Source organism: Paraburkholderia aromaticivorans, from assembly GCF_002278075.1.
Lineage (GTDB): Bacteria > Pseudomonadota > Gammaproteobacteria > Burkholderiales > Burkholderiaceae > Paraburkholderia > Paraburkholderia aromaticivorans.
The window spans coordinates 1,519,739-1,545,236 of the sequence record NZ_CP022989.1 but is presented as its reverse complement, the minus strand read 5'-3'; the positions used below and the strand labels follow the sequence as shown (position 1 = coordinate 1,545,236).

Annotated in this window: 21 protein-coding genes; 6 read left to right on the top strand and 15 right to left on the bottom strand. The window is 64.4% G+C overall.

Going from position 1 to position 25,498, the window contains the following annotated elements; all coding sequences use genetic code 11:
* Positions 1–56: 56 nt before the first annotated feature.
* The 4 genes from CJU94_RS07020 to CJU94_RS07010 form a co-directional block, all read right to left on the bottom strand.
* A complete protein-coding gene (locus CJU94_RS07020) occupies positions 57–725 on the bottom strand; it encodes a flagellar basal body L-ring protein FlgH (protein ID WP_095420244.1) in 669 nt (222 codons plus the stop codon).
* An 89-nt stretch (positions 726–814) separates the two neighbouring features.
* Positions 815–1,528 carry a hypothetical protein gene (locus CJU94_RS07015; protein WP_095418076.1) on the bottom strand — a complete coding sequence of 238 codons (714 nt, stop codon included), beginning with the start codon at positions 1,526–1,528 and terminating at the stop codon, positions 815–817.
* A 3-nt stretch (positions 1,529–1,531) separates the two neighbouring features.
* Entirely contained in the window at positions 1,532–1,699 is a 168-nt protein-coding gene (locus CJU94_RS40780) for a DUF6726 family protein (protein WP_341868369.1), read from the bottom strand.
* A 45-nt stretch (positions 1,700–1,744) separates the two neighbouring features.
* Positions 1,745–1,927 (bottom strand): hypothetical protein, encoded by a 183-nt coding sequence (locus tag CJU94_RS07010; protein WP_095418075.1) that lies wholly within the window; start codon positions 1,925–1,927, stop codon positions 1,745–1,747.
* Between the two features lie 409 nt (positions 1,928–2,336).
* Here CJU94_RS07010 and CJU94_RS07005 point away from each other — a divergent pair, with 409 nt between their 5' ends.
* Together CJU94_RS07005 and CJU94_RS07000 are read left to right on the top strand one after the other, a co-directional pair.
* On the top strand, positions 2,337–3,077 hold the full coding sequence (locus CJU94_RS07005) for a response regulator (RefSeq protein ID WP_095418074.1): 741 nt from the start codon (positions 2,337–2,339) through the stop codon (positions 3,075–3,077).
* Positions 3,074–4,345, top strand: coding sequence for an ATP-binding protein (locus tag CJU94_RS07000; RefSeq protein WP_095418073.1), 1,272 nt, complete (start codon positions 3,074–3,076; stop codon positions 4,343–4,345). The genes CJU94_RS07005 and CJU94_RS07000 overlap by 4 nt, the downstream gene beginning before the upstream one ends.
* A 177-nt stretch (positions 4,346–4,522) precedes the next feature.
* Here CJU94_RS07000 and CJU94_RS06995 read toward each other — a convergent pair whose 3' ends face one another.
* Entirely contained in the window at positions 4,523–5,470 is a 948-nt protein-coding gene (locus tag CJU94_RS06995) for a tyrosine-protein phosphatase (protein ID WP_095418072.1), read from the bottom strand.
* 232 nt (positions 5,471–5,702) lie between these two features.
* Here CJU94_RS06995 and CJU94_RS06990 point away from each other — a divergent pair, with 232 nt between their 5' ends.
* Complete coding sequence (locus tag CJU94_RS06990; RefSeq protein ID WP_095418071.1) at positions 5,703–6,962, top strand: MFS transporter; 1,260 nt, start codon at positions 5,703–5,705, stop codon at positions 6,960–6,962.
* A 17-nt stretch (positions 6,963–6,979) separates the two neighbouring features.
* The gene (locus CJU94_RS06985; protein ID WP_095418070.1) at positions 6,980–8,254 is read left to right on the top strand and encodes a D-amino acid dehydrogenase; all 1,275 of its coding nucleotides are present in this window, start codon (positions 6,980–6,982) and stop codon (positions 8,252–8,254) included.
* 163 nt (positions 8,255–8,417) lie between these two features.
* Here CJU94_RS06985 and CJU94_RS06980 read toward each other — a convergent pair whose 3' ends face one another.
* The 3 genes from CJU94_RS06980 to CJU94_RS06970 all read right to left on the bottom strand — a co-directional run bounded on the left by CJU94_RS06980 (position 8,418) and on the right by CJU94_RS06970 (position 15,725).
* Positions 8,418–9,887, bottom strand: a complete 1,470-nt coding sequence (locus CJU94_RS06980) for a glutamate synthase subunit beta (RefSeq protein ID WP_095418069.1) — start codon at positions 9,885–9,887, stop codon at positions 8,418–8,420.
* Positions 9,888–10,007: 120 nt separating this feature from the next.
* The gene (locus CJU94_RS06975; RefSeq protein WP_095418068.1) at positions 10,008–14,711 is read right to left on the bottom strand and encodes a glutamate synthase-related protein; all 4,704 of its coding nucleotides are present in this window, start codon (positions 14,709–14,711) and stop codon (positions 10,008–10,010) included.
* Positions 14,712–15,017: 306 nt separating this feature from the next.
* A complete protein-coding gene (locus tag CJU94_RS06970) occupies positions 15,018–15,725 on the bottom strand; it encodes a transposase (RefSeq protein WP_095418067.1) in 708 nt (235 codons plus the stop codon).
* Positions 15,726–15,912: 187 nt separating this feature from the next.
* Here CJU94_RS06970 and CJU94_RS06965 point away from each other — a divergent pair, with 187 nt between their 5' ends.
* The gene (locus CJU94_RS06965) at positions 15,913–16,638 is read left to right on the top strand and encodes an OmpW/AlkL family protein (protein WP_095418066.1); all 726 of its coding nucleotides are present in this window, start codon (positions 15,913–15,915) and stop codon (positions 16,636–16,638) included.
* A gap of 347 nt (positions 16,639–16,985) precedes the next feature.
* Positions 16,986–17,366 carry an ElaB/YgaM/YqjD family protein gene (locus tag CJU94_RS06960; RefSeq protein WP_095418065.1) on the top strand — a complete coding sequence of 127 codons (381 nt, stop codon included), beginning with the start codon at positions 16,986–16,988 and terminating at the stop codon, positions 17,364–17,366.
* 427 nt (positions 17,367–17,793) lie between these two features.
* On the opposite strand, the gene CJU94_RS06955 is transcribed toward CJU94_RS06960, so the two are convergent.
* From CJU94_RS06955 to pilM, 7 genes are all read right to left on the bottom strand, one after another.
* Positions 17,794–18,936 carry a deoxyguanosinetriphosphate triphosphohydrolase gene (locus CJU94_RS06955; RefSeq protein ID WP_244220946.1) on the bottom strand — a complete coding sequence of 381 codons (1,143 nt, stop codon included), beginning with the start codon at positions 18,934–18,936 and terminating at the stop codon, positions 17,794–17,796.
* 133 nt (positions 18,937–19,069) lie between these two features.
* On the bottom strand, positions 19,070–20,155 hold the full coding sequence (gene aroB, locus CJU94_RS06950; protein ID WP_208645350.1) for a 3-dehydroquinate synthase: 1,086 nt from the start codon (positions 20,153–20,155) through the stop codon (positions 19,070–19,072).
* Positions 20,155–20,706, bottom strand: a complete 552-nt coding sequence (locus tag CJU94_RS06945) for a shikimate kinase (protein ID WP_095418063.1) — start codon at positions 20,704–20,706, stop codon at positions 20,155–20,157. The genes aroB and CJU94_RS06945 overlap by 1 nt, the downstream gene beginning before the upstream one ends.
* Before the next feature lie 205 nt (positions 20,707–20,911).
* A complete protein-coding gene (locus tag CJU94_RS06940; protein ID WP_095418062.1) occupies positions 20,912–22,615 on the bottom strand; it encodes a type IV pilus secretin PilQ in 1,704 nt (567 codons plus the stop codon).
* The gene (locus CJU94_RS06935) at positions 22,615–23,547 is read right to left on the bottom strand and encodes a hypothetical protein (RefSeq protein ID WP_095418061.1); all 933 of its coding nucleotides are present in this window, start codon (positions 23,545–23,547) and stop codon (positions 22,615–22,617) included. Before CJU94_RS06935 ends, CJU94_RS06940 begins: the two co-directional genes overlap by 1 nt.
* Complete coding sequence (locus tag CJU94_RS06930) at positions 23,544–24,263, bottom strand: fimbrial assembly protein (RefSeq protein ID WP_095418060.1); 720 nt, start codon at positions 24,261–24,263, stop codon at positions 23,544–23,546. Before CJU94_RS06930 ends, CJU94_RS06935 begins: the two co-directional genes overlap by 4 nt.
* The gene (pilM, locus tag CJU94_RS06925; RefSeq protein WP_095418059.1) at positions 24,260–25,252 is read right to left on the bottom strand and encodes a type IV pilus biogenesis protein PilM; all 993 of its coding nucleotides are present in this window, start codon (positions 25,250–25,252) and stop codon (positions 24,260–24,262) included. The genes CJU94_RS06930 and pilM overlap by 4 nt, the downstream gene beginning before the upstream one ends.
* Positions 25,253–25,498 lie beyond the last annotated feature (246 nt).

Below are 25,498 nucleotides of genomic sequence, written 5' to 3'. Positions count from 1 at the left end.
GCGAGGTGCAATGGAACGCGCACCTCGACCATCCCGGGATCAAACGCGGCGACGGCTCAGAACGTCAGCACGCTCAAGAACATTCTCTGCAGCCAGCCCATTGTCGTGGCGTCGGAAACCATCCCCACGCCGGCCTGTTCGATTCGCGCGTTGGCGACCTTGCTCGACGCCACGTAATTGCCCGCTTCGATATCCTTAGGATTGACGATGCCCGATAGGCGCAGCCGGTCGCGGTTACCGCTCATCGCAATGACTTTTTCGCCCGACACCACGAGGTTGCCGGTCGACATCGTGCCGATCACGGTGACGGCCAGCGTGCCGCTCATGCCGCTCACATCGGTGAGACTGCCCTGCCCCTTGTAGTCGGTGCTCGCCGAGCCGATGTTGAAGAGCCGCGCAAGCCGCGCGGCAGCGTTGGTGGAATGGTCGGCGGCGTCGGCGGTAATGCTGCTCGAACGGCTCGCCGCCGCGGTCGCGCTGTTGTTGCCGCTATACGATTCCGCGAGACGGATCGTCAGCACGTCGCCGATATGTTGGGCGCGCGGCGTTTCGTACAACAGCAGCGGGCTGCCGGCCTGATAGATCGCGCCTTGCGTGTTGACGTTCAGCGGCGCCGAGGCGAGCGGCGGCGCCATCGGCGTATCGACGATCGAGTTTTGCTGGCTCGCGCAAGCCGCGAGGCCGATCGCGGCGCCGAGCGCGACAGTCAAACGTAGCGCAGTCATGCATGCTCCTAGGCCAGGCCGGCCGGGTTCGAAACGGTCCTCGCGGCCGCCCTCCATGCCGCCATGAATGTCGCAGTGGGCGCCGCTCATCAACCTGCCTCCGCCCCGCTCGCCTGCCATTGGCGCACGACCGACTTCACCCATGCATCCGAGCCCTTCAGCAAGTAGGTGAGCGTGCCGTTGCGCGTGCCCGGCAGAAAGCACAACGTGATCGAACTCACCGCGTTTTCCCAGACATACGTGGGCATCGCGCCCGACGCCGGGACGGTTTGCGTGGCGAGACGCGGCGGCCCGTATCGGTCCGCGAGCGCGTCGCGCAAGTCGTCGGCGGTGACCTCGTCGATCACGAATGAAATCTCGTACAGACGCAGCGCGCTTTGCCCGTCCACCCGCGCGAAGCGCAGCACGTGCTCCACCGCGGGCGCACCGTCGACCACCGCTTGCGACACCGCCCAGCCGTTGTCCCCGCGATGCGCCCAACGGCATGCCACCGTCAGGCTGTCATGCGACTTCAGCCGCATGCCGAGCGCGCCCGCCTGCACGTCCGTCTCGCAGACCGGCACGCTGCCGAGCGGCGTGGCCCGCACGCTCGAGCCCGCGCGGAATTCGTCGAGCGTGATGCCGAGCGCCACGCCGCGGAACGCGAACGGCGCGTCCTGCGAACGCCGCCGCGCATCGGCGGCAGGCTCTTTCGATGCGGCACTCGCCGCACTCGCTTCGCGCACGGGCGGCTGCGCCGCGGCAGTCAGCGAGAACACGCCGCCCAGTAAAGCCAGCGCGCAGGCAATCCGTTTGAGGGTCATGATTCAGTCGATGGCGGATGAACACATGTCGAACGGCGAGGCCGCGGCATGGCCGACGACCGGGATGATTTTCAGCGTGGCCGAAGTCAGCCGGCACGGCAGCGCGGCGACGCCGCAGCCACCGAGGGGCAGCAGCGCCGCGCCGAGCGTCAACCACGCGGCAACACGCATGAAGCGATGAAGGATTCTTGGGGTCGACACGTGGGCCTCGGTACGTCAGGCGGTCGTATTGACGTGATGACCGACAAGCCCGGTCGGCAGCGACGGCTGCGCCTGGCCGGCCGCCCCGCGTGTCTGCGCGGCGGCGCTCGGGTTGTTGGCGGCTGAGGGCCTTTCCGCCGGCTGCGTCGGCGCCAGAGAAGAAAAGCGGGTGGAAGAGAGATTGCTGGGAACGGTCATGATGAGCCTCGCGTGGCGCTAGGTTTCGATTTCACGCCGCCTGCCGTGGGCCCAAGGCGTTAGGCTGTTTTCAGCATGCGGCGCAACGTACTGCACGACGAATCATCTCGCCGTCCACGCAGCGCCGATGCATGAAGGAAAGCGCGCTTTCCGGCGGTTCTTACGAGCCGTTGCGCGCCGTTGCGGCCGCTTTCAAATACGCGCAAATTCTTTCCCGGAGGAGGGCTGGCGGCGCGAAACGAGTGGCGGCGCTGCGGCACAGGAGGACGGATCCGGCGCCGCTGAACTATGCCGTGAGCCTTGCGTGGCGGGCCAGACAAGGGAGCCGCCCAGTGCGGCGCGGCGTGACGTAAGCATTGGTAAGAAAAGAGTCGGACGCGCGCCGCACGCGCCAGTCTAAAATTTCGCCATGAATCCACAGGTCCTTATCGTCGACGACGATCCGGTCGTACGCGATCTGCTTTGCAAGTTTCTGCAATCGAACGGCTTCGACGCGTCCGTGCTGCACGACGGCACTCATCTCCAGCGCCGGCTCGAACGTGAACGGCCGTCGGTCGTCGTGCTCGACATCATGATGCCGAACACCGACGGCCTGCGCGCGCTCACCGCGCTGCGCGCCGCCGGCGACGATATTCCGGTGATCTTCGTGACGGCGCGCGGCACGGTGGCCGACCGCATCGTCGGGCTTTCGCTCGGCGCGGACGACTACCTGACCAAGCCGTTCGATCCACGCGAATTGCTCGCGCGCATCCACACGGTGCTGCGCCGGCGCGGGCCGTCCACCACGAGCGCGCCGGAAGCCCGCAAGCCGTATCGCTTCGGCCCGTTCGAACTCGACTTCGCGACCCGGTCGCTATGCCGGGACGATTCGAAGCTGCCGCTGCGCGACAGCGAATTCGCGCTCCTGAAGATCTTCGTCAACAATCCGTACAAGGTGCTTTCGCGCGTGCTGATTCACGATCTCGTGCATCGCGACAATCTCGCTTTCCGCGACCGCAGTCTCGACGTGCCGATCTGGCGCCTGCGCCGCGTGATCGAGGACGATCCGTCGAATCCCTGCTACGTGCAGACGGTGCGCGGCAAGGGGTATGTGTTCGTGCCCGACGCCGACGGCACGCCCTTCGCCGACGAGGCCGCTTCAAGCGCATGAAGAACCCGCTGAACACGCTGTTCGGCAGGATGGCATTACTCTCCGCAGCGGTATTGTTCGCGATTCAGGCCGGCTGGTTCGTGCTGGTCGTGATGCAGCCGCCGCGCCACGAAATGGACGGCTTCGCGCGCGGCATTCTGCTGGTGCTGCAGGCCGTCAACGGCGAACCGATGAAAGGCGCCGCGCTCGCACCCGCCATGCGCGTGCATCTGGTGCCCACCTGGAACATGCCGGCGAGCGTGCATCTGCGCGAGCCCACCAATCATCCGCTGGTCGAACTGAGCCGGCATCTGCGCGAGAACCTGCCGCCAGGCACGCGAATCGCCGTGGACGACCTGCACCCGCCGCAGTTATGGGTGCTCTTTCCCGGCAAGTCCAACTGGGTCGTCGTGCCGGTCGACGTGCCGCCGCGCCCGCGTTTTCTCGTCGAATCGATCTCGATGCTGCTCGCCGCGCTGATCCTCTCCGTGTTCGTCGCCTGGCAGATGCAACGGCCGCTCTCGCGCGTCGCCGACGCCGCGCGAGCGTTCGGCTCGGGCGGCCGTCCCCAACCCGTGACGGTGCAAGGCCCGCGCGAACTGCGCGATCTGATCGGCTCGTTCAACGACATGATGCGACGCCTGAACGAAGCCGGCGACGACCAGGCGGTGATGCTGGCCGGCGTCGCGCACGATCTGAAAGCGCCGCTCACACGGCTCAAGCTGCGCGCGAGCGTCCTGGTGGCGGAAAGCGAGCGCGCCGGCTTGATCCGCGATGTCGATTCGCTGACCAACATCGTCCAGCAGTTTCTCGAATTCGCGGGCCAGTCCGCCGAAGCCGGGCCGCCAGTCGAAGTCGACGACTTCCTGCGGGAACAATTCTCCGCCGGCGACAGCACCGACACGCCGCTCTTCACGCTCGATCTGCGCGCCGGTGCCTCGTTCACGCTACCACGCACGCTGCTCGACCGGCTGGTCACGAACCTGGTCGATAACGCGCTCGAACACGGCGCGCCACCCGTCGATATCGGCACCGGTCGCCATGACGGCCATTGGGTAATCAGCGTGCGCGACCACGGCCCCGGCATTCCCGACGACCGCATCGCCGCCGCCATGAAACCCTTCGTGCGGCTCGACGCCGCGCGCGGCGGCGAGGGCCATTGCGGCCTCGGCCTCGCGATTGTCGCGCGGCTCGCGCACGATCGCGGCGGGCGGTGTCATGTGCGCAATCACGCGCAGAGCGGTCTGGAAGTGCGGATCGAATTTCCCATGGCGGCGGCGCTGACCTGAGCGCGGTTGAACGGCATCGGGCACGCGCGCTTACGCGCCCTTACTGAATGGGCTTCTACAGGCGCGGCGGCTTTATAGTCGCTCCCGGCAACCTCGATGCCGCCCTTCTCTGTCCGCCCTGTCATTTGGGGCGGATTTTTTTTGCCCGTAGTGAACTGAGCACACGGCCCTTATGGTTCAGACCACGAGGCGGCTATGCAAGGTGTTGATCGTCGCCTGCGAGATACCGAGGCCTTGCGTCAGATAGCTCGCCATCGTTCCGTAGCTCGCCTTCACCTGATCGAACCCGGCCTGCAGATAATTTTCCTGAACACTCAACAACGGCGCGTGGACCGAAGCGGCCGCGTCGCCGCCCTGCTGGCGCAACGTATCGGTTTGCGCCTTGATCCACAGCGCCAGATAGACGTTGCTCAACAGGTAGTCCTGCATGATGACGTCGAGCGGCACGTTCGCAATGCTGAGCAGGAGCGCCGCGATCCAGCCCGCGCGATCCTTGCCCGCGCTGGAGTGAAACAGTTGCGCGCCGGGACCGTCGGCCAGACTCGTCAGTAACGCACCGTAAGCGGCGCGCTGGGCGGCGCCGGTCACGTACCCGCGCGCCTGCGTCTCCATGAACGCGACCGCGGCTGCCGCCGTGTCGACAGCCGGCACGACGAAGTCGGCCGTGCCCAGTACGTTGAGCGTCCGGGTCGTCGCGCCGCCCGGCAGGCTATCGGCGGTGCGCGCGCTTTCCTCCGGCGTGCGCAGATCGTAGACCGATGCAATCCCCAACCGGTCGATCGCGGCGTGGTCGGCGGTGTCGAGCGTCAACGCGTTCGCGCGATAAAACACGCCACGGCGCATCTGTCTGCCGTCGACGGTCGGATACGGCGCCGCTCCCGCGACGTCGCGGAAATTGTCGACCGACGCAAGGCGCGGCGTTGCTGGCGAATCATCACTGAGGTTGCCGCCGCCGCACGCGGACAGCAGCGAGCCGCCCATGCCGGAGATCAGCAGGACGCCGGCGGAGCGCTTCAGAAAGCTTCGGCGCGATGCCGCGGCCTTCCCGGCCGGTAGCTGGCTTGTCCGCGCAAACGTGCTCGCGGAGCGACGGGACGGCGAGCAGATTTTTGCGGTAGCGGGCATTAGGCGTGGCTGGCGCGGAGGTAAGGGGGGCGGAGAAGGCAAGTCGCAGGATGGACGTTGCGGACGCAGTTTAACCATGCTCGATATTTTTTTGGTTACACGGTAGTAGTTGGTAAGGAATGGGAGCCATTTTTGACCGCAGCTGGCCCCACGATGCCGCAGCCCCGTAGAATACGAGTACCCCACCCTCGACCCCACGGCTGGCCGACAAGTCCCGGAGACCACAACAAAAATGCCTTCTCTCCAATGGTTCACCGAACTGACCCAGCGCGAACGCCGCACCCTGTATGCCGGCTTCGGCGGCTACGCAGTCGATGCCTTCGACTTCATGATTTACTCCTTCCTCATTCCGACGCTGATCGCGACCTGGGGCATGACCAAGAGCGAAGCCGGCATGATCGCCACCAGTTCGCTGATCTCGTCGGCAGTGGGCGGCTGGCTCGCCGGCATTCTCGCCGATCGCTACGGCCGCATCCGCGTGCTGCAATGGACCATCGCCACCTTTGCGCTCTTCACCTTTCTGTCCGGCTTTACCCATTCGTTCTGGCAACTGCTCGCCACGCGCACGCTGCAGGGCATCGGCTTCGGTGGAGAATGGTCGGTCGTGACGATCATGATGGCCGAAACCATTCGCTCGCCTCAGCATCGCGCGAAAGCCGTGGGCACCGTGCAGAGCAGCTGGTCGGTCGGCTGGGCGGCCGCCGCAATCATTTACTGGGCGTTTTTCGCACTGCTGCCGGAGCAGTACGCATGGCGCGCCTGCTTCTGGATCGGCCTGCTGCCCGCGGCGTGGATCATCTACATTCGCCGCAACGTGAGCGATCCGGATATCTTTCTCGAAACACGCCGGGCCCGCGAGCGTGGTTTCGACAGCTCGCATTTCCTGCAGATCTTCTCGGCTGTTCACCTCAAAACCACCCTGCTCGGCAGCGCGCTGTGCACCGGCATGCTCGGCGGCTATTACGCGATCACCACCTGGCTGCCAACGTATTTGAAGACCGTGCGCCATCTGTCGGTGTTCAACACGAGCGGCTATCTGATCGTGCTGATCGTCGGTTCGTTCACCGGGTACATCGTCGGCGCGATTCTGTGCGACAGGATTGGCCGGCGCGCGTCGTTCGTGCTGTTCGCCATCGGCTCGTTCGTGCTCGGCATGGTCTATACCATGCTGCCGATCACCGACGGCATGATGCTCGCGCTCGGCTTTCCGCTCGGCATCGTGGTGCAAGGGATTTTCGCGGGTGTGGGCGCCTATCTGTCGGAGCTTTATCCGAACGCGATACGCGGTTCGGGACAAGGCTTCTGCTACAACCTCGGGCGCGGACTCGGCTCGTTCTTTCCGATTCTGGTCGGGACACTGTCGCAGACCATGACGCTGGTGAAGGCGATGGGCATCGTGGCGGGCTCGGGCTATCTGCTCGTGATCGTCGCCGCGCTGTGTCTGCCTGAGACCAAGGGCAAGGTGCTCGGGGCCGCCCGCCCTGCCGCCTGAACTCGCCGTCCACACACATGAAAACGATTGTTCTGGGCGGCGGCGTGATCGGCGTCGCCACCGCTTTTTACCTGCGCCAGCAGGGCTGCGAAGTGACCGTGATCGAGCGCGAGCCGGATGTCGCGCTGTCCACCAGTTTCGGTAACGCGGGCGTGATCGCGCCGGGCTACGTGACGCCCTGGGCCGCGCCCGGTATGCCCATGAAGATCCTCAAGTACCTGTTCAAGCCGGCCTCGCCGCTGATCTTCCGCCCGAGCTTCGATCCGGCCCAGTGGCGCTGGATCGCCCGCTGGCTGCATGAATGCGACCTCGAACGGTTTCGCGTCAACAAGCAGCGCATGCAGCGCATTGCTTACTACAGCCGTGAGTGTCTGCACGAATTCCGCAGCCGCCATCCGTTCGACTACGGCCGCAGCCAGGGCTATCTGCAGTTGTTCCGTAGCGAGTACGACGTCGAGCTCGCGCAGCCGGCGCTCGCCGTGCTGCGCGATGCCGGTATCGCGCATCGGGAAGTCAGTGCGGCGCAGTGCGTCGAGATCGAGCCGGGCTTGCGGTGGGCGCGTCAGGCGCCGCTCGCGGGCCTCTATCTGCCCGACGACGAAGCCGGCGATTGCGCCCGCTTCACCCGCGAACTGCGCGCGATCTGCGAACGCCACGACGTGCGCTTCCGTTTCGACACGCGCGTCACGTCGCTCGATGTACAAGGCGGTGCCGTGCGCGCGGTGCGTATCGAAAGCGAGCGCGGCGCGGAGATGTTGCATGCGGATGCCGTGGTGGTGGCGCTGGGCGTCGACAGCGCCGCGCTGCTCGCGCGGCTCGGCGTGACGGTGCCGCTCTATCCGGTGAAAGGCTATTCGGCGACGCTCCCCGTCACCGATGAAGAGAAAGCGCCGCGCGCCGCGTTGATGGACGAATCGCTGAAAACGGCGATCACGCGCTTCGGCAATAACCTGCGGGTGGCCGGCACCGCCGAACTCGGCAATCGCCGGACCACCTTGCGCGAACAGGCCCTGCAAACACTGATGAAAGTGCTCAGCGACTGGTTCCCGCACGCCGCCACTCCCACGTCCGCGCATTTCTGGGTAGGCCGCCGTCCGATGACGCCCGATGGCGCGCCGCTGCTCGGTCCGTCCGGCGTGGAGAAACTGTGGCTGAACCTCGGGCACGGTTCGACAGGCTGGGCGATGTCGATGGGTTCGGGGCGGGTGGTCGCGGATCTGATCACGCACCGCAGGCCGGAGATCGATCTGGATGGACTGACGTTGGCGCGATATGGCAAGTCACGCGCGTAGCGCCGCCGCACGCCGAAATGAAAAAGCCGGGTCACCCTCTCAGGTGCCCGGCTTTGTTTTTCACCGCTCGTTGCGCCGCTGACGCGGCACATTGTCGTCTCCACCTCTTCCTGCAAGCAGTGGTCGGCCTTCGCGCCAAAGCGCCAAAACCGACCGGAGACGTTTAGCGCGGCAGTTCCGAATGCCCCATCAGGAACGCGTCGACAGAACGCGCGCACTGGCGGCCTTCGCGAATCGCCCACACCACCAGCGACTGACCGCGACGCATGTCGCCCGCGGTGAACACCTTGTCCACCGACGTGTAATACGCCTTATCGCCCTCGGTCGACGAACGCACATTGCCACGCGCATCCTTGTCGACGCCGAACGCTTCGAGCACCGGCGACACCGGTTGCGTGAAGCCCATTGCGAGCAGCACCAGATCGGCCTTCATTTCGAATTCGGAACCCGGCACTTCCTGCATCTTGCCGTCCTTCCATTCGACGCGCGCGGCAATCAGCTTCTCGACCTTGCCGTTCTTTCCTTCGAGGCGCTTGGTCGCGACCGCCCAATCACGCGAGCAGCCTTCATCATGCGACGATGACGTGCGCAGCTTGATCGGCCAGTACGGCCACACGAGCGGCTTGTTCTCTTCTTCCGGCGGTTGCGGCAGCAGTTCGAATTGCGTGACGCTCTTCGCGCCATGACGATTCGACGTGCCCACGCAGTCCGAACCCGTATCGCCGCCGCCGATCACGACCACATGCTTGCCCTTCGCGAGCAACTGGTTCGCGACCTTGTCGCCGGCATTGACCTTGTTCTGTTGCGGCAGGAATTCCATCGCGTAGTGGATGCCTTCCAGCTCGCGGCCCGGCACCGGCAGATCGCGCGGCGTTTCCGAACCGCCCGCGATCACCACCGCGTCGAACTCTTCCTTCAACTGATCCGGCGTGATGGTTTCCTTCGCCGTGTTGCCGATATGCGCCGGCAGCGAATCCGGTTTGCCGATGAATACGTTGGCGCGGAACGTCACGCCTTCGGCTTCCATCTGGCGCATGCGGCGATCGATCAGCCACTTCTCCAACTTGAAGTCGGGAATGCCGTAACGCAGCAAGCCGCCGATGCGATCGTTCTTCTCGAACACAGTGACATCGTGCCCCGCGCGCGCGAGTTGCTGCGCGACAGCCAAACCGGCGGGGCCGGATCCGACCACGGCGACCTTCTTGCCGGTCTTGTGCTTCGGCGGCAGCGGCGCGACCCAGCCTTCGGTCCATGCCTTGTCGATGATCGCGTGTTCGATCGACTTGATGCCGACCGGGTCGTTGTTGATGCCGAGCGTGCACGCCGCTTCGCACGGTGCCGGGCAGATGCGGCCCGTGAACTCGGGGAAGTTGTTCGTGGAGTGCAGCACTTCAATCGCGTTCTTCCAGTCCTGATGGAACACCAGGTCGTTGAAGTCCGGGATGATGTTGTTCACCGGGCAGCCGTTGTTGCAGAACGGAATGCCGCAGTCCATGCAACGTGCGCCTTGAATCTTCGCTTCGTCGTCGGTCAGTGCGGCGACGAATTCCTTGTAGTGCTTCACACGCGTGAGCGGAGCTTCGTACGCCTCGTGGCGGCGTTCGAACTCGAGAAAACCGGTTGCCTTGCCCATGTGGTTCTCTTCTCTATCTGTATCTAGGGGTGATCTGGACCCGCCGCGCGGCACCGTGGATCGGTCGCACGCGGCGGGTACGGCTAAAGGTGACGTCCTGCTGATGAATGGCGTTGCGGATCAGGCGGCGAGCACTTCCTTGTTCGCCTTCTTCGCAGCCATTTCGCCCAGCGCGCGCTTGTATTCGGTCGGGAACACCTTCACGAACTGACGGCGCGACGCGTCCCAGTTTTCGAGCAGCGCCTTGGCCCGCGGCGAACCCGTGAACTGGAAGTGACGCTCGATGAGTCCCTTGAGCAGCGCTTCGTCGGTCGTGCCGGTGTGCCACAGGCCCTTGTCGACCGTGCGCTCCTGTTCGGCCTGTTGCAAGACCGGATCGAGCGCGACCATCGACTTATTGCACTTGCCTGCGAACGTGTTGTCCGGATCGAACACGTAAGCGACGCCGCCCGACATGCCGGCCGCGAAATTACGGCCCGTTTCACCGAGCACGACCACCGTGCCGCCCGTCATGTATTCGCAACCGTGATCGCCCGTGCCTTCGACAACCGCCGTCGCGCCGGAGTTACGCACGCAGAAACGCTCGCCTGCCACGCCGCGGAAGAACGACTCGCCTTCGATCGCGCCGTACATCACCGTATTGCCGCAGATGATGTTCTCTTCCGACTTGCCGCGGAAATCGTTGGTCGGACGGATGATGATGCGCCCGCCCGACAGACCCTTGCCGACGTAGTCGTTGCCGTCGCCGACCAGATCCAGCGTGATGCCCTTCGCGAGGAACGCGCCGAAGCTCTGACCCGCGGTGCCCTTCAACTGGATGTGAATCGTGTCGTCGGGCAGGCCGTCGTGGCCGTACTTCTTCGCGATCGTGCCGGACAGCATCGCGCCGACCGTACGGTTCACGTTACGCACCGGCTGGATGAACGAGACGTGCTCGCCCTTCTCGATCGCCGCCTTCGCCTTTTCGATCAGCGTGTGGTCGAGTGCCTTGTCCAGACCATGGTCCTGCACGTCGACATGCTTGCGCGCCACTTCCGCCGAGACTTGCGGCTGATAGAACACGCGCGAAAAGTCGAGACCCTTCGCCTTCCAGTGTTCGATGCCCTTCTTCGTATCGAGCAGTTCGGCGTGGCCGACCAGGTCTTCGAACTTGCGAATGCCCAGTTGCGCCATGATTTCGCGCGCTTCTTCTGCAACGAAGAAGAAGAAGTTCACGACGTGTTCCGGCTGGCCCTGGAACTTCGCACGCAGCACCGGATCTTGCGTCGCGACGCCGACCGGGCAGGTGTTCAGATGGCACTTGCGCATCATGATGCAGCCTTCGACGACGAGCGGCGCCGTCGCGAAACCGAACTCGTCCGCGCCGAGCAGCGCGCCGATCACGACGTCGCGGCCGGTCTTCATCTGACCGTCGGCCTGCACGCGGATACGGCCGCGCAACTGGTTCAGCACCAGCGTTTGCTGCGTTTCGGCCAGGCCCAGTTCCCACGGCGTGCCGGCGTGCTTCACCGACGACAGCGGCGACGCGCCCGTGCCGCCATCATGACCGGCGATCACGACGTGATCGGCCTTGGCCTTGGCCACACCTGCGGCAACCGTGCCGACGCCCGATTCGGACACCAGCTTCACCGAGACGCTGGCCGCCGAGTTGGCGTTCTTCAGATCGTGAATCAGCTGCGCCAGATCTTCGATCGAGTAGATGTCGTGGTGCGGGGGCGGCGAAATCAGGCCGACGCCCGGCACCGAGTAACGCAGCTTGCCGATGTATTCCGACACCTTGTGGCCCGGCAGCTGACCGCCTTCGCCCGGCTTCGCGCCCTGCGCCATCTTGATCTGGATCTGATCAGCGGACGCGAGGTATTCCGCCGTCACGCCGAAACGGCCCGACGCCACCTGCTTGATCTTCGAGCGCAGCGAATCGCCCGCCTTCAGCGGAATGTCCACGATCACTTCGTCGCCGATCACGGACTTCATCGTGTCGCCGTTCTTGATCGGAATGCCGCGCAATTCGTTGCGGTAGCGGTTCACGTCCTCGCCGCCTTCGCCCGTGTTCGACTTGCCGCCGATACGGTTCATGGCGATTGCCAGCGTGGCGTGAGCTTCCGTGCTGATCGAGCCCAGCGACATTGCACCGGTGGCGAAACGCTTGACGATTTCCTTCGCCGGTTCGACTTCGTCGAGCGGGATGGCCTTGGTCGGATCGAACTTGAATTCGAACAGGCCGCGGAACGTCATGTGGCGCTTGGTCTGATCGTTGATCAGATGCGCGTATTCCTTGTACGTCTGGTACGAGTTGCTGCGCGCCGAGTGTTGCAGCTTGGCGATCGCGTCCGGCGTCCACATGTGTTCTTCGCCGCGCACGCGGTATGCGTATTCGCCGCCTGCGTCGAGCATGTTGGCGAGAATCGGGTTGTCGCCGAACGCTTCGCGGTGCAGACGGATCGCTTCTTCCGCCACGTCGAACAGACCGATGCCGCCCACCTTCGACGAAGTGCCCTTGAAGTATTTCACCACCAGGTCTTCAGCCAGACCGACCGCTTCGAAAATCTGCGCGCCGGTGTACGACATGTAGGTCGAAATGCCCATCTTCGACATGACCTTCATCAGGCCCTTGCCCACAGCCTTGGTGAAGTTGTAGACCGCCTTTTCCGGCGACAGGTCGCCCTTCAGGCCGGCGGCGAGCTGGCCGAGCGTTTCCATTGCGAGGTACGGGTGCACGGCTTCCGCGCCGTAGCCCGCGAGCAGCGCGAAGTGGTGCGTTTCACGCGCCGAGCCGGTTTCGACGACCAGACCCGTGCTCGTGCGCAGACCTTGCTGCACGAGGTGCGTATGGATCGCAGCGGTGGCCAGCAGCGCCGGAATCGCCACGTTGTCGCGGTCGGTCTTGCGGTCCGACACGATCAGCATGTTGTAGCCGGACTTGACCGCATCGACGGCTTCCGCGCACAGCGAAGCGAGGCGCGCTTCGATACCTTCCTTGCCCCACGCCACCGGATAGCAGATGTTCAGTTCATAGGAGCTGAACTTGCCGCCCGTGTACTGATCGATTTCGCGGATCTTCGCGATGTCCTTGAAGTCGAGCACCGGCTGCGACACTTCGAGACGCATCGGCGGGTTGATGTTGTTCGTGTCCAGCAGGTTCGGCTTCGGACCGACGAACGACACCAGCGACATCACCATGTTTTCGCGGATCGGATCGATCGGCGGGTTCGTCACTTGCGCGAACAGCTGCTTGAAGTAGTGGTAGAGCGTCTTGTTCTTGTTGGACATGACGGCCAGCGGCGAGTCGTTGCCCATCGAGCCGACTGCTTCTTCGCCGGCTTGCGCCATCGGCGCCATCAGGAACTTGAGGTCTTCCTGCGTATAGCCGAACGCCTGCTGACGATCCAGCAGCGCGGCGGCCTCGCGGCGTTCCGTGGCGACGTCTTCGGCCTTCGCCTCGATTTCGTCGAGCTTGATGCGCACGGCGTCGATCCAGCTCTTGTACGGCTTGGCGTTCGCGAGGTTGTCCTTCAGTTCCTTGTCGTCGATGATGCGGCCGTGTTCCATGTCGATCAGGAACATCTTGCCCGGCTGCAGACGCCATTTCTTGACGATCTTCGACTCAGGGATAGGCAGCGTGCCGGCTTCCGACGCCATGATGACGAGGTCGTCGTCCGTGACGATGTAGCGCGCCGGACGCAGGCCGTTACGGTCGAGCGTCGCGCCGATCTGCCGGCCGTCGGTGAAGGCGATTGCAGCGGGGCCGTCCCACGGCTCCATCATCGCGGCGTGGTATTCGTAAAACGCGCGGCGGTTGTCGTCCATCAGCGTGTGCTGTTCCCAGGCTTCCGGGATCATCATCATCATTGCGTGGACGAGGGGGTAGCCGGCCATCACCAGCAGTTCGAGACAGTTGTCGAACGAGGCGGTGTCCGATTGGCCCGGATAGATCAGCGGCCAGAGCTTGGGCAGATCGTCGCCGAGCACGTGGCTCGCGATCGCGCCGGTACGGGCGTTGAGCCAGTTGACGTTGCCCTTGACCGTGTTGATTTCGCCGTTGTGGGCGATCATGCGGTACGGGTGAGCCAGTTCCCACGCCGGAAACGTGTTGGTCGAGAAGCGTTGATGCACCAGCGCGAGGGCCGATACCGTGCGCTCGTCCTGCAGGTCGCGGTAGTACACGCCGACCTGGCCGGCCAGCAGCAGGCCTTTGTAGACGATCGTGCGCGCCGACATGGACGGCACGAAGTATTCCTTGCCGTGCTTGAGCTTGAGCGCCTGGATGCGGTGGCTTGCGGTCTTGCGGATCACGTACAGCTTCCGCTCGAGCGCGTCGGTCACCATGATGTCCTTGCCGCGGCCGATGAAGATCTGGCGGATCAGCGGCTCGCTCGCCTTGACGGTGGGCGAAATCGGCATGGTGTGGTCGACCGGCACGTCGCGCCAGCCCAGCACGACCTGGCCTTCGGCCTTCACCGTGCGCTCCAGCTCCTGTTCACAGGCGAGACGCGATGCGTGTTCCTTCGGCAGGAAGACCATGCCGACGCCGTATTCGCCGTGCGGCGGCAGCACCACGCCCTGCTTCGCCATTTCCTCGCGATAGAAGCCGTCCGGGATCTGGATCAGGATGCCCGCGCCGTCGCCCATCAGCGGATCGGCGCCGACGGCGCCCCGGTGATCGAGGTTCTCGAGAATCTTCAGGCCCTGCTCGATGATCTCGTGGCTTTTCTTGCCCTTGATGTGAGCGACAAAGCCGACGCCGCAGGCGTCATGCTCGTTTTGCGGGTCGTACAGACCTTGCGCGGCGGGAACCGGGTGGAGCGGTTGCTGGTGGTCGTTCATGGGGACACCGTCTGTGAGGGGCCGGACAGGCCGTTAAACCGTTTTTCTATTGCCGCAGTGCGATTTACAACCGCGTTCGCGACCGCGACGGCGCGCTCAACGCTCGATGCTACGCGTGTCAAAAAGCGCCGGAATTCGGAATATACGCGACGAATCAATGGAATAGCAAATAAAACGTGATGATTGAACCCCAATTATCAAGTTGGTGCATTGCAGCCAGTTTTTATTGGTGCCATATCAAAACCGTGCAAAAGAAAACGGCATGCGAAGATGCCGTTTCGATGCAGCCCTTTGATGCGAAACGTTTTATTGCTGCTGCGGCGTTTCGCGCACCTTGCGCGGGCGCCCCCGCGGCAGCGGCGAGACACGCCGGTTGGCGGCCCGCGCCGCCCATTCGCGGTACGTGTCGCTGCCCAGAACCCAGCCTTTCAGGGTGGCTTGCTGAAGCTGGCTGGCTTCGCGTTCGTCGAGCGGCTGCTCGCATAGTTCCCGGTACGCGCGCTGCCGTTCGAACGGCGTATTGCCGAGCGACCAGTACAGCGGGTGATCGGTGATCAGGCTGTCGAGCGTGAGGCCGATGTGATGGCGGTAGCTCGACCAGCGGTAATCTTCCGGCGCGCCCACGAGGCCGGCGCGCACCGGACACATCTCGACGACGCGGCTCGCCAGCAGGAAGTAGCGCTCGCCTTCGATCACTGTCGCCCTGTAGCGCCCCTCCCACAACGTGCCTCGGCGCGCGTAGCGCCTGTTAAAGTGCGCCACGTAGCGGCGACCGACCGCCTGCATCGCCTTCGGCAGACTCGACTCCTCGGTCGGCGTGACGAGTAGTTGCACCGCGCCGGGCATCAACGCATACGCGTGGATGGACAGGTGATGGTCGCGTGAAGCCGCTTTCAGACAATCGATGAAAAGCTCGTAGTCCTGGTCGTCGACGAATGCGGGCTGCTGATCGAGCCCGCGGAGGATGACGTGCTGCGGCTGGTCAGGGACATAGAGACGTGCAAGCCGTGCCATGCTGGAGTATCCAATAGTCGCGTTGGTACATACCCGAAGGTCCGAAGAACCGCATCCGCGCAAGGTTCGGCGCGGCGCGGCAGAGCCAGAAACCGCGCGGAGCTTAGGGAGAAAGCTCTAACCGCCGCGTATGGTTTGTTTCAAACGTTCTCGTCATAATGAGCGGGCCTTTTTTGGAGGAGCACATATGAAATTAAAACAGGCCGTAACGGGGATCGCGGCGCTAGCCTGCATGACAACGGCAGCTCACGCGCAATCGGCCGGAAGCTTTTACGTCACAACGGGCTGGTTCCATCTTGCACCTCAATCGAATAGCGAACCGTTGAAGGTGACGAGCATTGGCGGCAGCCCGACCAATATCACAGAAGCCAACACGGGCGCATCGCTCAGTTCCGCCGACACCATCGGCATCACTGCCGGCTACTTCGTTACTGACCACATTGCGGCCGAACTCGTGGTCGGTTACCCGCCTTCATTCGACCTCGAGGGCTCGGGCAGCCTCGCACAATTCGGCAAGCTGGGCCAGGCGAAACAGTGGAGCCCGACTCTGCTGTTCAAGTACTACTTCAATGCGCCGACCGCCGCTTTCCGCCCGTATCTCGGCATCGGCGTGAGCCGCATCTGGTTCACCGACGAAAAGATCACCAACAGCGCCTTCCAGGCAAACGTTCTGCATGGTCCGACCAGCGTCACTACGGATAGTTCGTGGGAGCCGGTGTTTAATGCCGGCTTCACTTACGCCTTCGACCAGCACTGGTTCGCGGGCTTTTCAGTCTCGTACCTGCCGCTCAGCACCACCGCGAAGCTGAGCACTGCCGCGAACACGCCGGTCGGCACGCTGAACGTGCAATCAGAAACGAAGATCAAACTGAACCCGATCGTTACCTACGTCAACATCGGTTACCGTTTCTAACGCTTCGGAAAATTAGGGCCGTTGAGTTAGGGTAGTCGAATTTTCGTGGCTTGGACAACGCCGTCATGTATTCAATGGCGGCGTTTTTATTTTCAGGCACGCGTAACGGCGTTCGTCGGCACGTTTGCCGTGAAGCGACGACATGGATGCACGCGTTGTAAATTTGACCCGCAAATGCGCCAGCCGGTGCAATATCTGCTGACGAATGAGCGCCTGCGGCAAGGCCCCGCAGGGCCTGTCGGGTTTGGCACCAAAGTTGCGTTCTCGGGATGTTTCCCGCGTCTGATCGTGTATCTGCTCTTTGCGGCAACGCGCGGGGACCCTTTTACTTCATCGACGGAGCGACCATGACTGCACTTCCGAATACGCGAGACGCCCTCGGCGAATCCTGGACCAGTACTAGCCGCCGTGCGCGGCGTATCGCTCGCCATAGCCGCCACGCGGCCGAAGATATCGCAGGCGAACTGCGCACGCTAATGTCGGAACTTGAATCCACGCTGGCCGACGGCACCCAGGCCGATGCGGTGGCGCTGCGCGGCAAGCTTCGCAAGCAGCTCGAAGTCGCGCGCGCGCGTTTGAACGACACGCGCGATGCCGTGCGCGAACGCGCCGAAGTCGCGATCTCCGATGCCGACGACTACGTGCATGAAAATCCTTGGCAGACGATTGCGATTGTCGGCGGCGTGGCATTAATCGCGGGCGCGTTGTTCGCTTCGCGGTTGCGCTAGAGCTGCGCAAGAAGCGCTGACGGGGCTGTCTCGAGCGGGGCGTCCCGAAGGTGTGCCGGCGGCTGCAAGGCTGAGCGGGCCGGCGGGCGTGCATTCGTGAATTGCGGTTACGCGTTGGCGGCTCGCGCTTGCGCGGTCTGGGCTCGTGCTTGCGCATGGTTGCCCGCGGTTACGCGGCGGCAGCTCGTGCTTGCGCGTTGACTCCTTCCGGGTGCACGTTGGCTCCCGTTGGCTCCCGTTGGCTCCTCGTCGTCGGGCGTCAGCGCCTCGTGGTTATGCGTCAGCGATTCAGAGGTTACGCGCCAACTGCTCGTGGCAACGCGTAAGCCGTTCGCCGGCGTCCGCTAGCTTGTTGCGATCGCTTGTTGCGATCGCGCGTCAAGTCAAACGCAACGGCGGGACGCGATTCGCCCCGCCGTCGCGCTCCTCAGTTGTCGTCGATCACGAACAGCCGCTGATACTCCTTGACCGCATAGCGATCCGTCATGCCCGCGATGTAATGGGCAATCAGGCGCGGTTGCCGGGATGCGTCCGACGACTGGTAGCTCGGCGGCAACAGCCGCGGATCGTCCGTGAACGCGTCGAACAGACCCGCGACGACCCGACGCGCCTTGTTGGCCATGCGCATCACGCGGTAATGGCGATACAGGTTCTTGAACAGAAAGCGCTTGAGCGCGGCCGCCTGCGCGGCAATGGCTTCGCTGTGCGCGACGAGCGCCGGCGACGAACGCACTGCATCCAACGACGCCGGCGCATGCCGTTCCAGATTCAGCTGGGTCGTATCGATCAGATCGACGATCAGCGTATTGATGATGCGGCGCACCGTTTCATGAATGAGCCGACGCCCTTCGATCTGAGGAAAGTCGCTGCGCGCCGCCTCGAAGTGCGCCTGCCATAACTCCACCTCGGCGAGCTGTTCCACGGTGAGCAGGCCGGAGCGCAAGCCGTCGTCGACGTCGTGATTGTTGTACGCGATCTCGTCGGCAACATTGGCGATCTGCGCTTCGACGGACGGCTGCCGCCCTTCGAGAAAGCGCTCGCCCAGTTCACCGAGCCGCCGCGCGTTCTCGCGCGAACAATGCTTGAGAATCCCCTCACGCGTTTCAAAGCACAGGTTCAGGCCGTTGAATGCGCCGTAGTGCTCCTCCAGATCATCCACCACCGCGAGACTCTGCAGATTGTGCTCGAAGCCGCCGTGTTCGCGCATGCATTCGTTGAGCGCGTCCTGCCCCGCGTGGCCGAAAGGCGTGTGGCCCAGGTCATGGGCGAGTGAAATGGCCTCGACGAGATCCTCGTTCACACGCAGGTTGCGCGCTACCGAGCGTGCAATCTGCGCGACTTCCAGGCTGTGAGTCAGGCGCGTGCGAAACAGGTCGCCCTCGTGATTCACAAACACCTGAGTTTTGTACTCGAGCCGGCGGAATGCCGTCGAATGGACGATACGGTCGCGGTCCCGCTGGAACTCGGTGCGCGCACTGGGGGCGGCTTCCGGATAGCGGCGGCCGCGCGATTGCGCGGAGTGCGCCGCGTACGGTGCGAGGTGGGCTTCGAGTGCTTCCTGCGTCGGCACGCCGAACGTCGCCGTGCCTGCCGCGGGGTCCTGCTTTACAACGTCGCTGCGCCTGTCAGTCACCGGGTTCTCCGAAACATGGGCGGCGCCTCGCGACGCTGGTGCGTGATGCGTTGCTGGATGCCTCGCGGGATCAGACGGCGGCGGCCAGCGTGGCGTGCACCTCGGCATCGGGCGCCTGGGTGATCAGCGTCTCACCGAAACGCTTCAGCAGAATGAATTTGATCGCGCCGGCTTCCGCCTTCTTGTCGACCCGCATGAGTTCGACGTAGCGCGAGTCGCCGAGCGCGGGCGCCCGGATCGGCAAATGCGCGGCGACGATCACGTCGACCAGACGCTTGCGCGCGGCTTCGTCGAGATAGCCCATGCGCACGGACAGATCCGCCGCCATGACCATTCCGCAGCCGACCGCCTCGCCATGCAGCCACTCGCCGTAACCGAGCCCGGCTTCGATCGCATGGCCGAACGTATGGCCAAAATTGAGGATGGCGCGAAGCCCGCCTTCGCGCTCGTCCTGCGCGACCACCGACGCCTTGATTTCGCACGACCGCTTGACTGCCTCGGCCAGCGCCGCGGGTTCGCAGCGATTCAATGCTTCGATGTTGGCTTCGATCCAGCTGAAGAAACCCGCATCGGCGATCGCGCCGGTCTTGATGACTTCAGCGACGCCTGCCGCCAATTCGCGCGCGGGCAGGGTACGCAGCGCGCCGATGTCGGCGATCACGGCCTGCGGCTGGTAGAACGCGCCGATCATGTTTTTGCCGAGCGGATGATTGATGCCCGTCTTGCCGCCCACCGACGAATCCACCTGCGACAGCAACGTGGTCGGCACCTGAATGAAAGGCACGCCACGCATGTAGCAGGCGGCCGCGAAACCCGTCATGTCGCCGATCACGCCGCCGCCCAATGCGATCAACGTGGTCTTGCGATCGGCTCGGGCGCCGAGCAGCGCGTCGAAAATCAGGTTCAGGGTTTCGAGGTTCTTGTACGCCTCGCCGTCCGGCAGCACGACCGTGGAGACCTGCTTGCCGAGCGGCGCCAGCGCGGCGCGCAACGTGTCGCCGTACAGCGGATCGACAGTGGTATTGGTGACGATGGTGACCGAACTGCCGGCGATATGCGGCGCGAACAGTGCGGTCTGGCCGATCAGATCGGCACCGATATGGATGGGGTAGGCGCGCTCGCCCAGTTCGACGTTGACGGTAATCATACGGTCCATTATGACGCAGGAAGTTTGGCGACGCCGGCCAGTTCGAGCTGCATCAGAACCATGTTGACGAGTCCGTTGACCGAAGGCCGGCCGGTTTCGATCACGAAATGCGCGCATTCCCGGTATAACGGGTCGCGCACTTCGTAGAGGGCTTCGAGACGCGCTTTGGGGTCTTCGGTCTGCAAGAGCGGGCGATTCTTGTCGCGCCGGGTGCGCAGCCACAGGTCGTGCGGATTGGCGCGCAAATAGATCACCAGCCCGCGACTTCGCAGCGCCTCGCGGTTTTCAGGCCGCAGCACCGCGCCGCCGCCGGTCGCGAGCACGATATTGTCGCGGGCGGTGAGGTCGGAAATCACGCTCGCTTCGCGTTCACGAAAGCCCGCTTCGCCCTCCAGCTCGAAGATCACCGGGATGCGCGCCCCCGTGCGTGCCTCGATTTCATGGTCGGAATCGAAGAAGGGGCGATCGAGACGGCGCGCAATGGCCCGGCCCACGGTGGTTTTTCCTGCCCCCATGAGCCCTACAAAAAATACATTGGCGTGTGCGTCCCGCGCTTGCAACGGTGTCCTCTGGCTAATCCGGTATGGTTCGTGCCGCAGCTTACTGGCAAAGCGGCTGCCTTGTCGAGCCTGCGCGCCGCCCGGAAGCGCCCGCAGCCCTATCGCTTCGCGCCCGGCGCCCAAATGGGAATTCCCGCGTGGAGGCCTTGTAACGCAAAAAAATCAGGGCGGCCCCGCGCTTTCCCGGTATTGGCGCGAGCGCGCCCTAATTTATCTGGACGACCCGCGGCGTGATGAAAACAGCCAGCTCGCTGCGGCGGTCGCGGTGAGCCCGTTGGCGAAAAAGCGCACCTAAAACAGGTATTTTGCCCAGGACCGGCACCCGAGTCACATCGTCGCGGTCGTCGGTCGCGTAGATGCCGCCGATCGACACCGTACCACCATCCTCGACTTCGACGCGCGTTTGCACGTGTTTGGTGTTGATCGCGGGCCCGGCGTCGGTCTGTTCGCCGACGCTGTCTTTGGCGACGTCGAGGTCCAGCACCACGCGGCCGTCCGGCATGATTTGCGGCTCGACCTCCAGTTTGAGGGTTGCGCGGCGAAACTGCACGCCCGACACGCCCTGCCCCACTTTCGCCTGATACGGCAGTTCGGTGCCCTGCTCGACCACCGCCTTCATCCGGTCGGCCGTGACCACGCGGGGGCTCGAGACGATTTCGCCACGCCCCTGCGCTTCGAGCGCACTGAGTTCGATGTTCAGCAGCCGCGTCGCGCCGGCGGCAAACAACGTCAGACCGGCGGTCGCCGCGTCGAAGCCCGCGATCGGTCGAGCCGACAAATCGTAGCCGGCGTCGGTGAAACCTCTCGCGCTGCCGTCGGCGTTACTGGCCGCCATGGAAAGTTTCACGCCGAGATTGCGCGAAAAACCATGTTCGCCCTCGACGATACGCGCTTCGATCAGCACCTGACGCGTCGGCCTGTCGACCGAGGCGAGCAACGCCGCAATCTGCGCGAGGCGCGCTTCGAGATCGGTCACGAACAGCAGATTGGTGCGCGGATCGGCAGTCGCGGCACCGCGTTTGGACAATACGCGTTGCGCGCCGGACCCCGTCAGCAGACGCCTGACGTCCTCGGCGTGCGCGTAGTGGAGCTCGAACGTGCGGCTCGCGAGCGGCTCGAGATCGGCGGCCCGCGCGTGCGCTTCGAAACGCTGCCGCTCGCGCGCTGCGAGATCCGCGATCGGTGCGACCCAGATGACGTTGCCGTGGCGTTCCATCGCGAGGCCGTTGACGTCGAGCAAGGTATCGAACGCAGTGCGCCACGGCACCTTGTCGAGCCGTAGTGAGACGGCGCCGCGCACCTTGTCGCTCGCGACGATGTTCAGCCCGGTCAACCTTGCAAATGCATTGAGGACTGCGCCGAGTTCGGCACGCTGAAAATTCAGCGAGACCGGTTTGTCGTCGGGGGCGAGGCCGTCGTCGGCGGCACTGCGCGGCGCGCCGCTCAGACGCGCGAGCGGCGGCAGCGGCACCGGCGGACCTTCGAGCGCGGCGGCGCCGGCGGCACTGTCGCGAGCCGCAGCGGTGGATTGCTTTCGTGGCGGCACGGAGCCGTCTGCGTCGACGGCGTCGGTTGCAGGCTCGTTCGTACGGGCGTCGGTGGCCGTCGTACTCACGGTCGACGCGTCCGAATCATCCGCGGAATCCTGGCGAAACGGATTGGGCACTTCGGACGAAATGTCGGGTGGCAAAGACGCTTCGCCGTACGAAGCGCCGGGCGGCGTCGCCGCGCCGTCGAACGGCATCTCGGCAGGCAGCGGTGGCAACGGCGGCTGCGCCTGCGTCGACGCACGCGCAGCGCCGACAGCCAGCGCCGTGCTGACACACAGACCGAGACACAGTTTCAGGCCACGCGGCACACGCGTGTCGGTGCACGAACACATAACAGGAAAAGGCTTCGCCAGTCTCATCACGAAGTCTCCGTCAGTGCCAGCGTGCGTGTCGCGCCGCCTTTCGCGAGCGTGATGCCGAACGCGTCCACCCTCACGACCCGTTCAGTGCCGATCTGCTCGCCGGACTCGACGGCTGTCACGCCGTCCGGCGTATCGAGCAAGGCCAGTCCACGTGTGCGATCGCGCAGCAAGCCCACCAGCCGCAGCTGCGAAACATCGGGGAGCTCGCCGGCGGCCTGCATCTGCGGCTGCGAAAACGGATCGAAGAAGACGACGTTTTCTTCGTCATCCGAATCGAGGCTGTCTTCGGCGAACGTATCCGCGGAGGTGGCCAAAGGCGCCGGCCTCAGCGCATCGAACACCCGCAACGTGGCGCTAATCGACAGTGCGGAGACATCGCGCTTGACGGTCACATCGACAGGCACGATCAGCACCGGCAGATCCGACAGCCCGCGTAGAAACGCCATCAGATGGACGAAATCCGTGTGCGCTGTCAGCCGTAGCGGACGCATATGCTCTGCGCCCGCGCCGCCCGGTGCGCCGGGCTCGACCGTGAGTAACGCCACACTGTTCTGCGCGGCCAGTTCGGAGACGATCCGCACGTCGTCGGCGGAACTCCACGGCGCCGACGAACGCGCGACCGAAGCGGCAAGCGGACCGGCGGCGGCTTCACGACGCAACGCCGGCAATTGCGCGAGCGCGCGCCTCGCACTCGCGAGACGCATGCTGCCGGCTTCCAACGCCACCCGGCTCGCTTCGACACCGCCAAGGTCCGCGACGATCCAGCCGTGCGCGCCAAGGGCGAACACCAGCACGGCAATCAGCAAAGCGACCACCCAGCGGCGGCGCAGGCTCCACGCATCGAGAGGCAAACGCACGCGCTTGATCCAATGAGAGAGTGAAAACCGCGTGCTGAGCACGCCGCCAAATTCGACAAAGGTCGTACTCATTTCGCACCTCCTGATTGTTCAGACTTCACAGCGCGCTGCGCCACAGGCGCGGCCACGCGGGCCGCTTTCTGCGCCGGCTCGTTCCACCGCAGACGCGCGCCGAATTCGATCGGACCGGTCACGCTTGCCTGCACAGCCGCACCGCCGCGTGAAGCCGAGCTATGCAGTTCGCTCACCTCCGCTCCTTTCACGCCATGGATCGCGCTCAACCGTTTGAGCCATCCGGCTGAAGCAAGATGGCCGCGCGAACTCGCCAGCAACTCGGTCTCATCTTCACGGTGGCGCAACTGCTGCAACACCACGCCGTCGCCCGGCTCGAAACTCAGCGCGTCGAGCAGATCGCGTAAATGCGTGAGCGGGCCGGACAGGCTGCTGGCGCGCGCCGCGTTCTGGCGTTGTTCGTCGCGCGCCCGCAGCAATGCCGCGTGTTCCGCGAGCGGTGCTGACAATTGCGCAAGCGATCGCTCGATCGACACACGCTGCGCATCGAGCCGCCCCCTTTCGACTGTCTGCCAGCCGGCCAATACGAAGACAGCCGCGCAACCGGCGAGGACAGCTGCAATCCATTCGAGCAGGCGCCGCCGACGCGCGAGCCGCGCGTCGCGTTGCCGGTAAGGCAGCAGATTGAAACCGCCCAGCCGCCATCGTGTGAAACGCGCGCCGCGTAACGGCGTGCCTGAGCTCGAGACCCTCGCCTGCAACACGCCGCCCGTCATTCGAGCACCCCGCGCAACGCAAGCCCGAACGCGACAGCGCCGGACGGCTCGTGCAACAACGGATCGCTCAACGGACGCTCGAGCCCGCCCAGCACCGCGCATTCGAACGGCAACACCGTGCAGCCCAACACGTCCGCGATATCCGCGGACGTGAAACACACGCCGTCGAGCAGCTCGACCTCCCCGCTCAGCAACGCGCAATCGAGTTCCGGGCCGCGCGCGAGGTCGCGCAGCGCATCGGCGAGATCGGGGTGTTCCGGTGCCGGGTAGCGCATTTCGCCGGCAATGTTGTCGTCGACGATGCGCCAGCCATACACGCCGTCCGTGCCGATCCACAACGCGACATAGGGCTCGTGCGGATCGAGCTCGTAACCCGCCGCGTAGCGCATGGCGCGTAACGCCGCATGGGGCTCACCGTCGATGGCGGTGAGTGAGATACCGGCGATCGCCGCGCATTCGATTCGCGCTTCGAGATGTTGCCGCGCGGTGGCGGCAATGGTCACGGAGCGCACTGGCGAAGGCGCTTCGTCGACATACCAGTCGACCGCGAGCGCATGCCGTTCGAGGCCGGCAATGCGCTCGACTTCACTCATCACCGCCGGCTCCAGTTCGGCCAGTTGATGTCCGCCGTCTTCCGCGCAGCCGCTTTGCGCGGCAAGTTGCGCGAGCGGCACTGTGGCGGTCATGGTGGCCGATGCGGGCAACGCCATCGCGCATCGCAACGCGCGCGTCGCGCATGCGTGCGGCAGTCCGGCGAACGCATCGCGCAGCGCGCGCGCCACTGCATGCCGGTCGGCGATCTCGGTGCCGGCCATTGCACCGGCGACAAGCGGGACGGTGCTCACGTATTCGATATGCAGCGCGGCAGGCGGGCGCGCTCGCTGACTGAGCACGACCAGACGCACCTCCTGCGAACCGACATCGATCCCTGCGGCAAAACGCTGCGCACCGGGTTGCACTGCCTGAAGCCAAGATCTTTTCAACGCCATGACGCCCTCCCTCTGACTCACGCGACGAACCATTCGAACGCGAGTGATGAGGAAGAATTGTGCGTAGCCGCGCCGCCGCGCGACACTCGGCCAAATGGCTAACGTTGGGCAACGCGCGTCCTGTAGGCCATCAAAGCGACTACAGTGAAGGCATTCCCGCGCGGCGCGCAGACTTGTGAAGAAGTGTCAGTAAGCATGCCGAAAGCTGAAAAGCCTGGCGGCTATAATCGCGGGACTGTTTTTTGG

Bases quoted from the DNA above. Each gene is read 5' to 3' on its own strand.
- CJU94_RS07015 (WP_095418076.1), bottom strand. From the start codon at position 1,528: ATGACCCTCAAACGGATTGCCTGCGCGCTGGCTTTACTGGGCGGCGTG.
- CJU94_RS06940 (WP_095418062.1), bottom strand. From the start codon at position 22,615: ATGAGACTGGCGAAGCCTTTTCCTGTTATGTGTTCGTGCACCGACACG.
- CJU94_RS07010 (WP_095418075.1), bottom strand. From the start codon at position 1,927: ATGACCGTTCCCAGCAATCTCTCTTCCACCCGCTTTTCTTCTCTGGCG.
- CJU94_RS06935 (WP_095418061.1), bottom strand. From the start codon at position 23,547: ATGAGTACGACCTTTGTCGAATTTGGCGGCGTGCTCAGCACGCGGTTT.
- CJU94_RS40780 (WP_341868369.1), bottom strand. From the start codon at position 1,699: ATGCGTGTTGCCGCGTGGTTGACGCTCGGCGCGGCGCTGCTGCCCCTC.
- CJU94_RS06990 (WP_095418071.1), top strand. From the start codon at position 5,703: ATGCCTTCTCTCCAATGGTTCACCGAACTGACCCAGCGCGAACGCCGC.
- CJU94_RS06960 (WP_095418065.1), top strand. From the start codon at position 16,986: ATGACTGCACTTCCGAATACGCGAGACGCCCTCGGCGAATCCTGGACC.
- CJU94_RS06995 (WP_095418072.1), bottom strand. From the start codon at position 5,470: ATGCCCGCTACCGCAAAAATCTGCTCGCCGTCCCGTCGCTCCGCGAGC.
- CJU94_RS06970 (WP_095418067.1), bottom strand. From the start codon at position 15,725: ATGGCACGGCTTGCACGTCTCTATGTCCCTGACCAGCCGCAGCACGTC.
- CJU94_RS07005 (WP_095418074.1), top strand. From the start codon at position 2,337: ATGAATCCACAGGTCCTTATCGTCGACGACGATCCGGTCGTACGCGAT.
- CJU94_RS06985 (WP_095418070.1), top strand. From the start codon at position 6,980: ATGAAAACGATTGTTCTGGGCGGCGGCGTGATCGGCGTCGCCACCGCT.
- aroB (WP_208645350.1), bottom strand. From the start codon at position 20,155: ATGGACCGTATGATTACCGTCAACGTCGAACTGGGCGAGCGCGCCTAC.
- CJU94_RS07000 (WP_095418073.1), top strand. From the start codon at position 3,074: ATGAAGAACCCGCTGAACACGCTGTTCGGCAGGATGGCATTACTCTCC.
- CJU94_RS06965 (WP_095418066.1), top strand. From the start codon at position 15,913: ATGAAATTAAAACAGGCCGTAACGGGGATCGCGGCGCTAGCCTGCATG.
- pilM (WP_095418059.1), bottom strand. From the start codon at position 25,252: ATGGCGTTGAAAAGATCTTGGCTTCAGGCAGTGCAACCCGGTGCGCAG.
- CJU94_RS06975 (WP_095418068.1), bottom strand. From the start codon at position 14,711: ATGAACGACCACCAGCAACCGCTCCACCCGGTTCCCGCCGCGCAAGGT.
- CJU94_RS07020 (WP_095420244.1), bottom strand. From the start codon at position 725: ATGACTGCGCTACGTTTGACTGTCGCGCTCGGCGCCGCGATCGGCCTC.
- CJU94_RS06930 (WP_095418060.1), bottom strand. From the start codon at position 24,263: ATGACGGGCGGCGTGTTGCAGGCGAGGGTCTCGAGCTCAGGCACGCCG.
- CJU94_RS06980 (WP_095418069.1), bottom strand. From the start codon at position 9,887: ATGGGCAAGGCAACCGGTTTTCTCGAGTTCGAACGCCGCCACGAGGCG.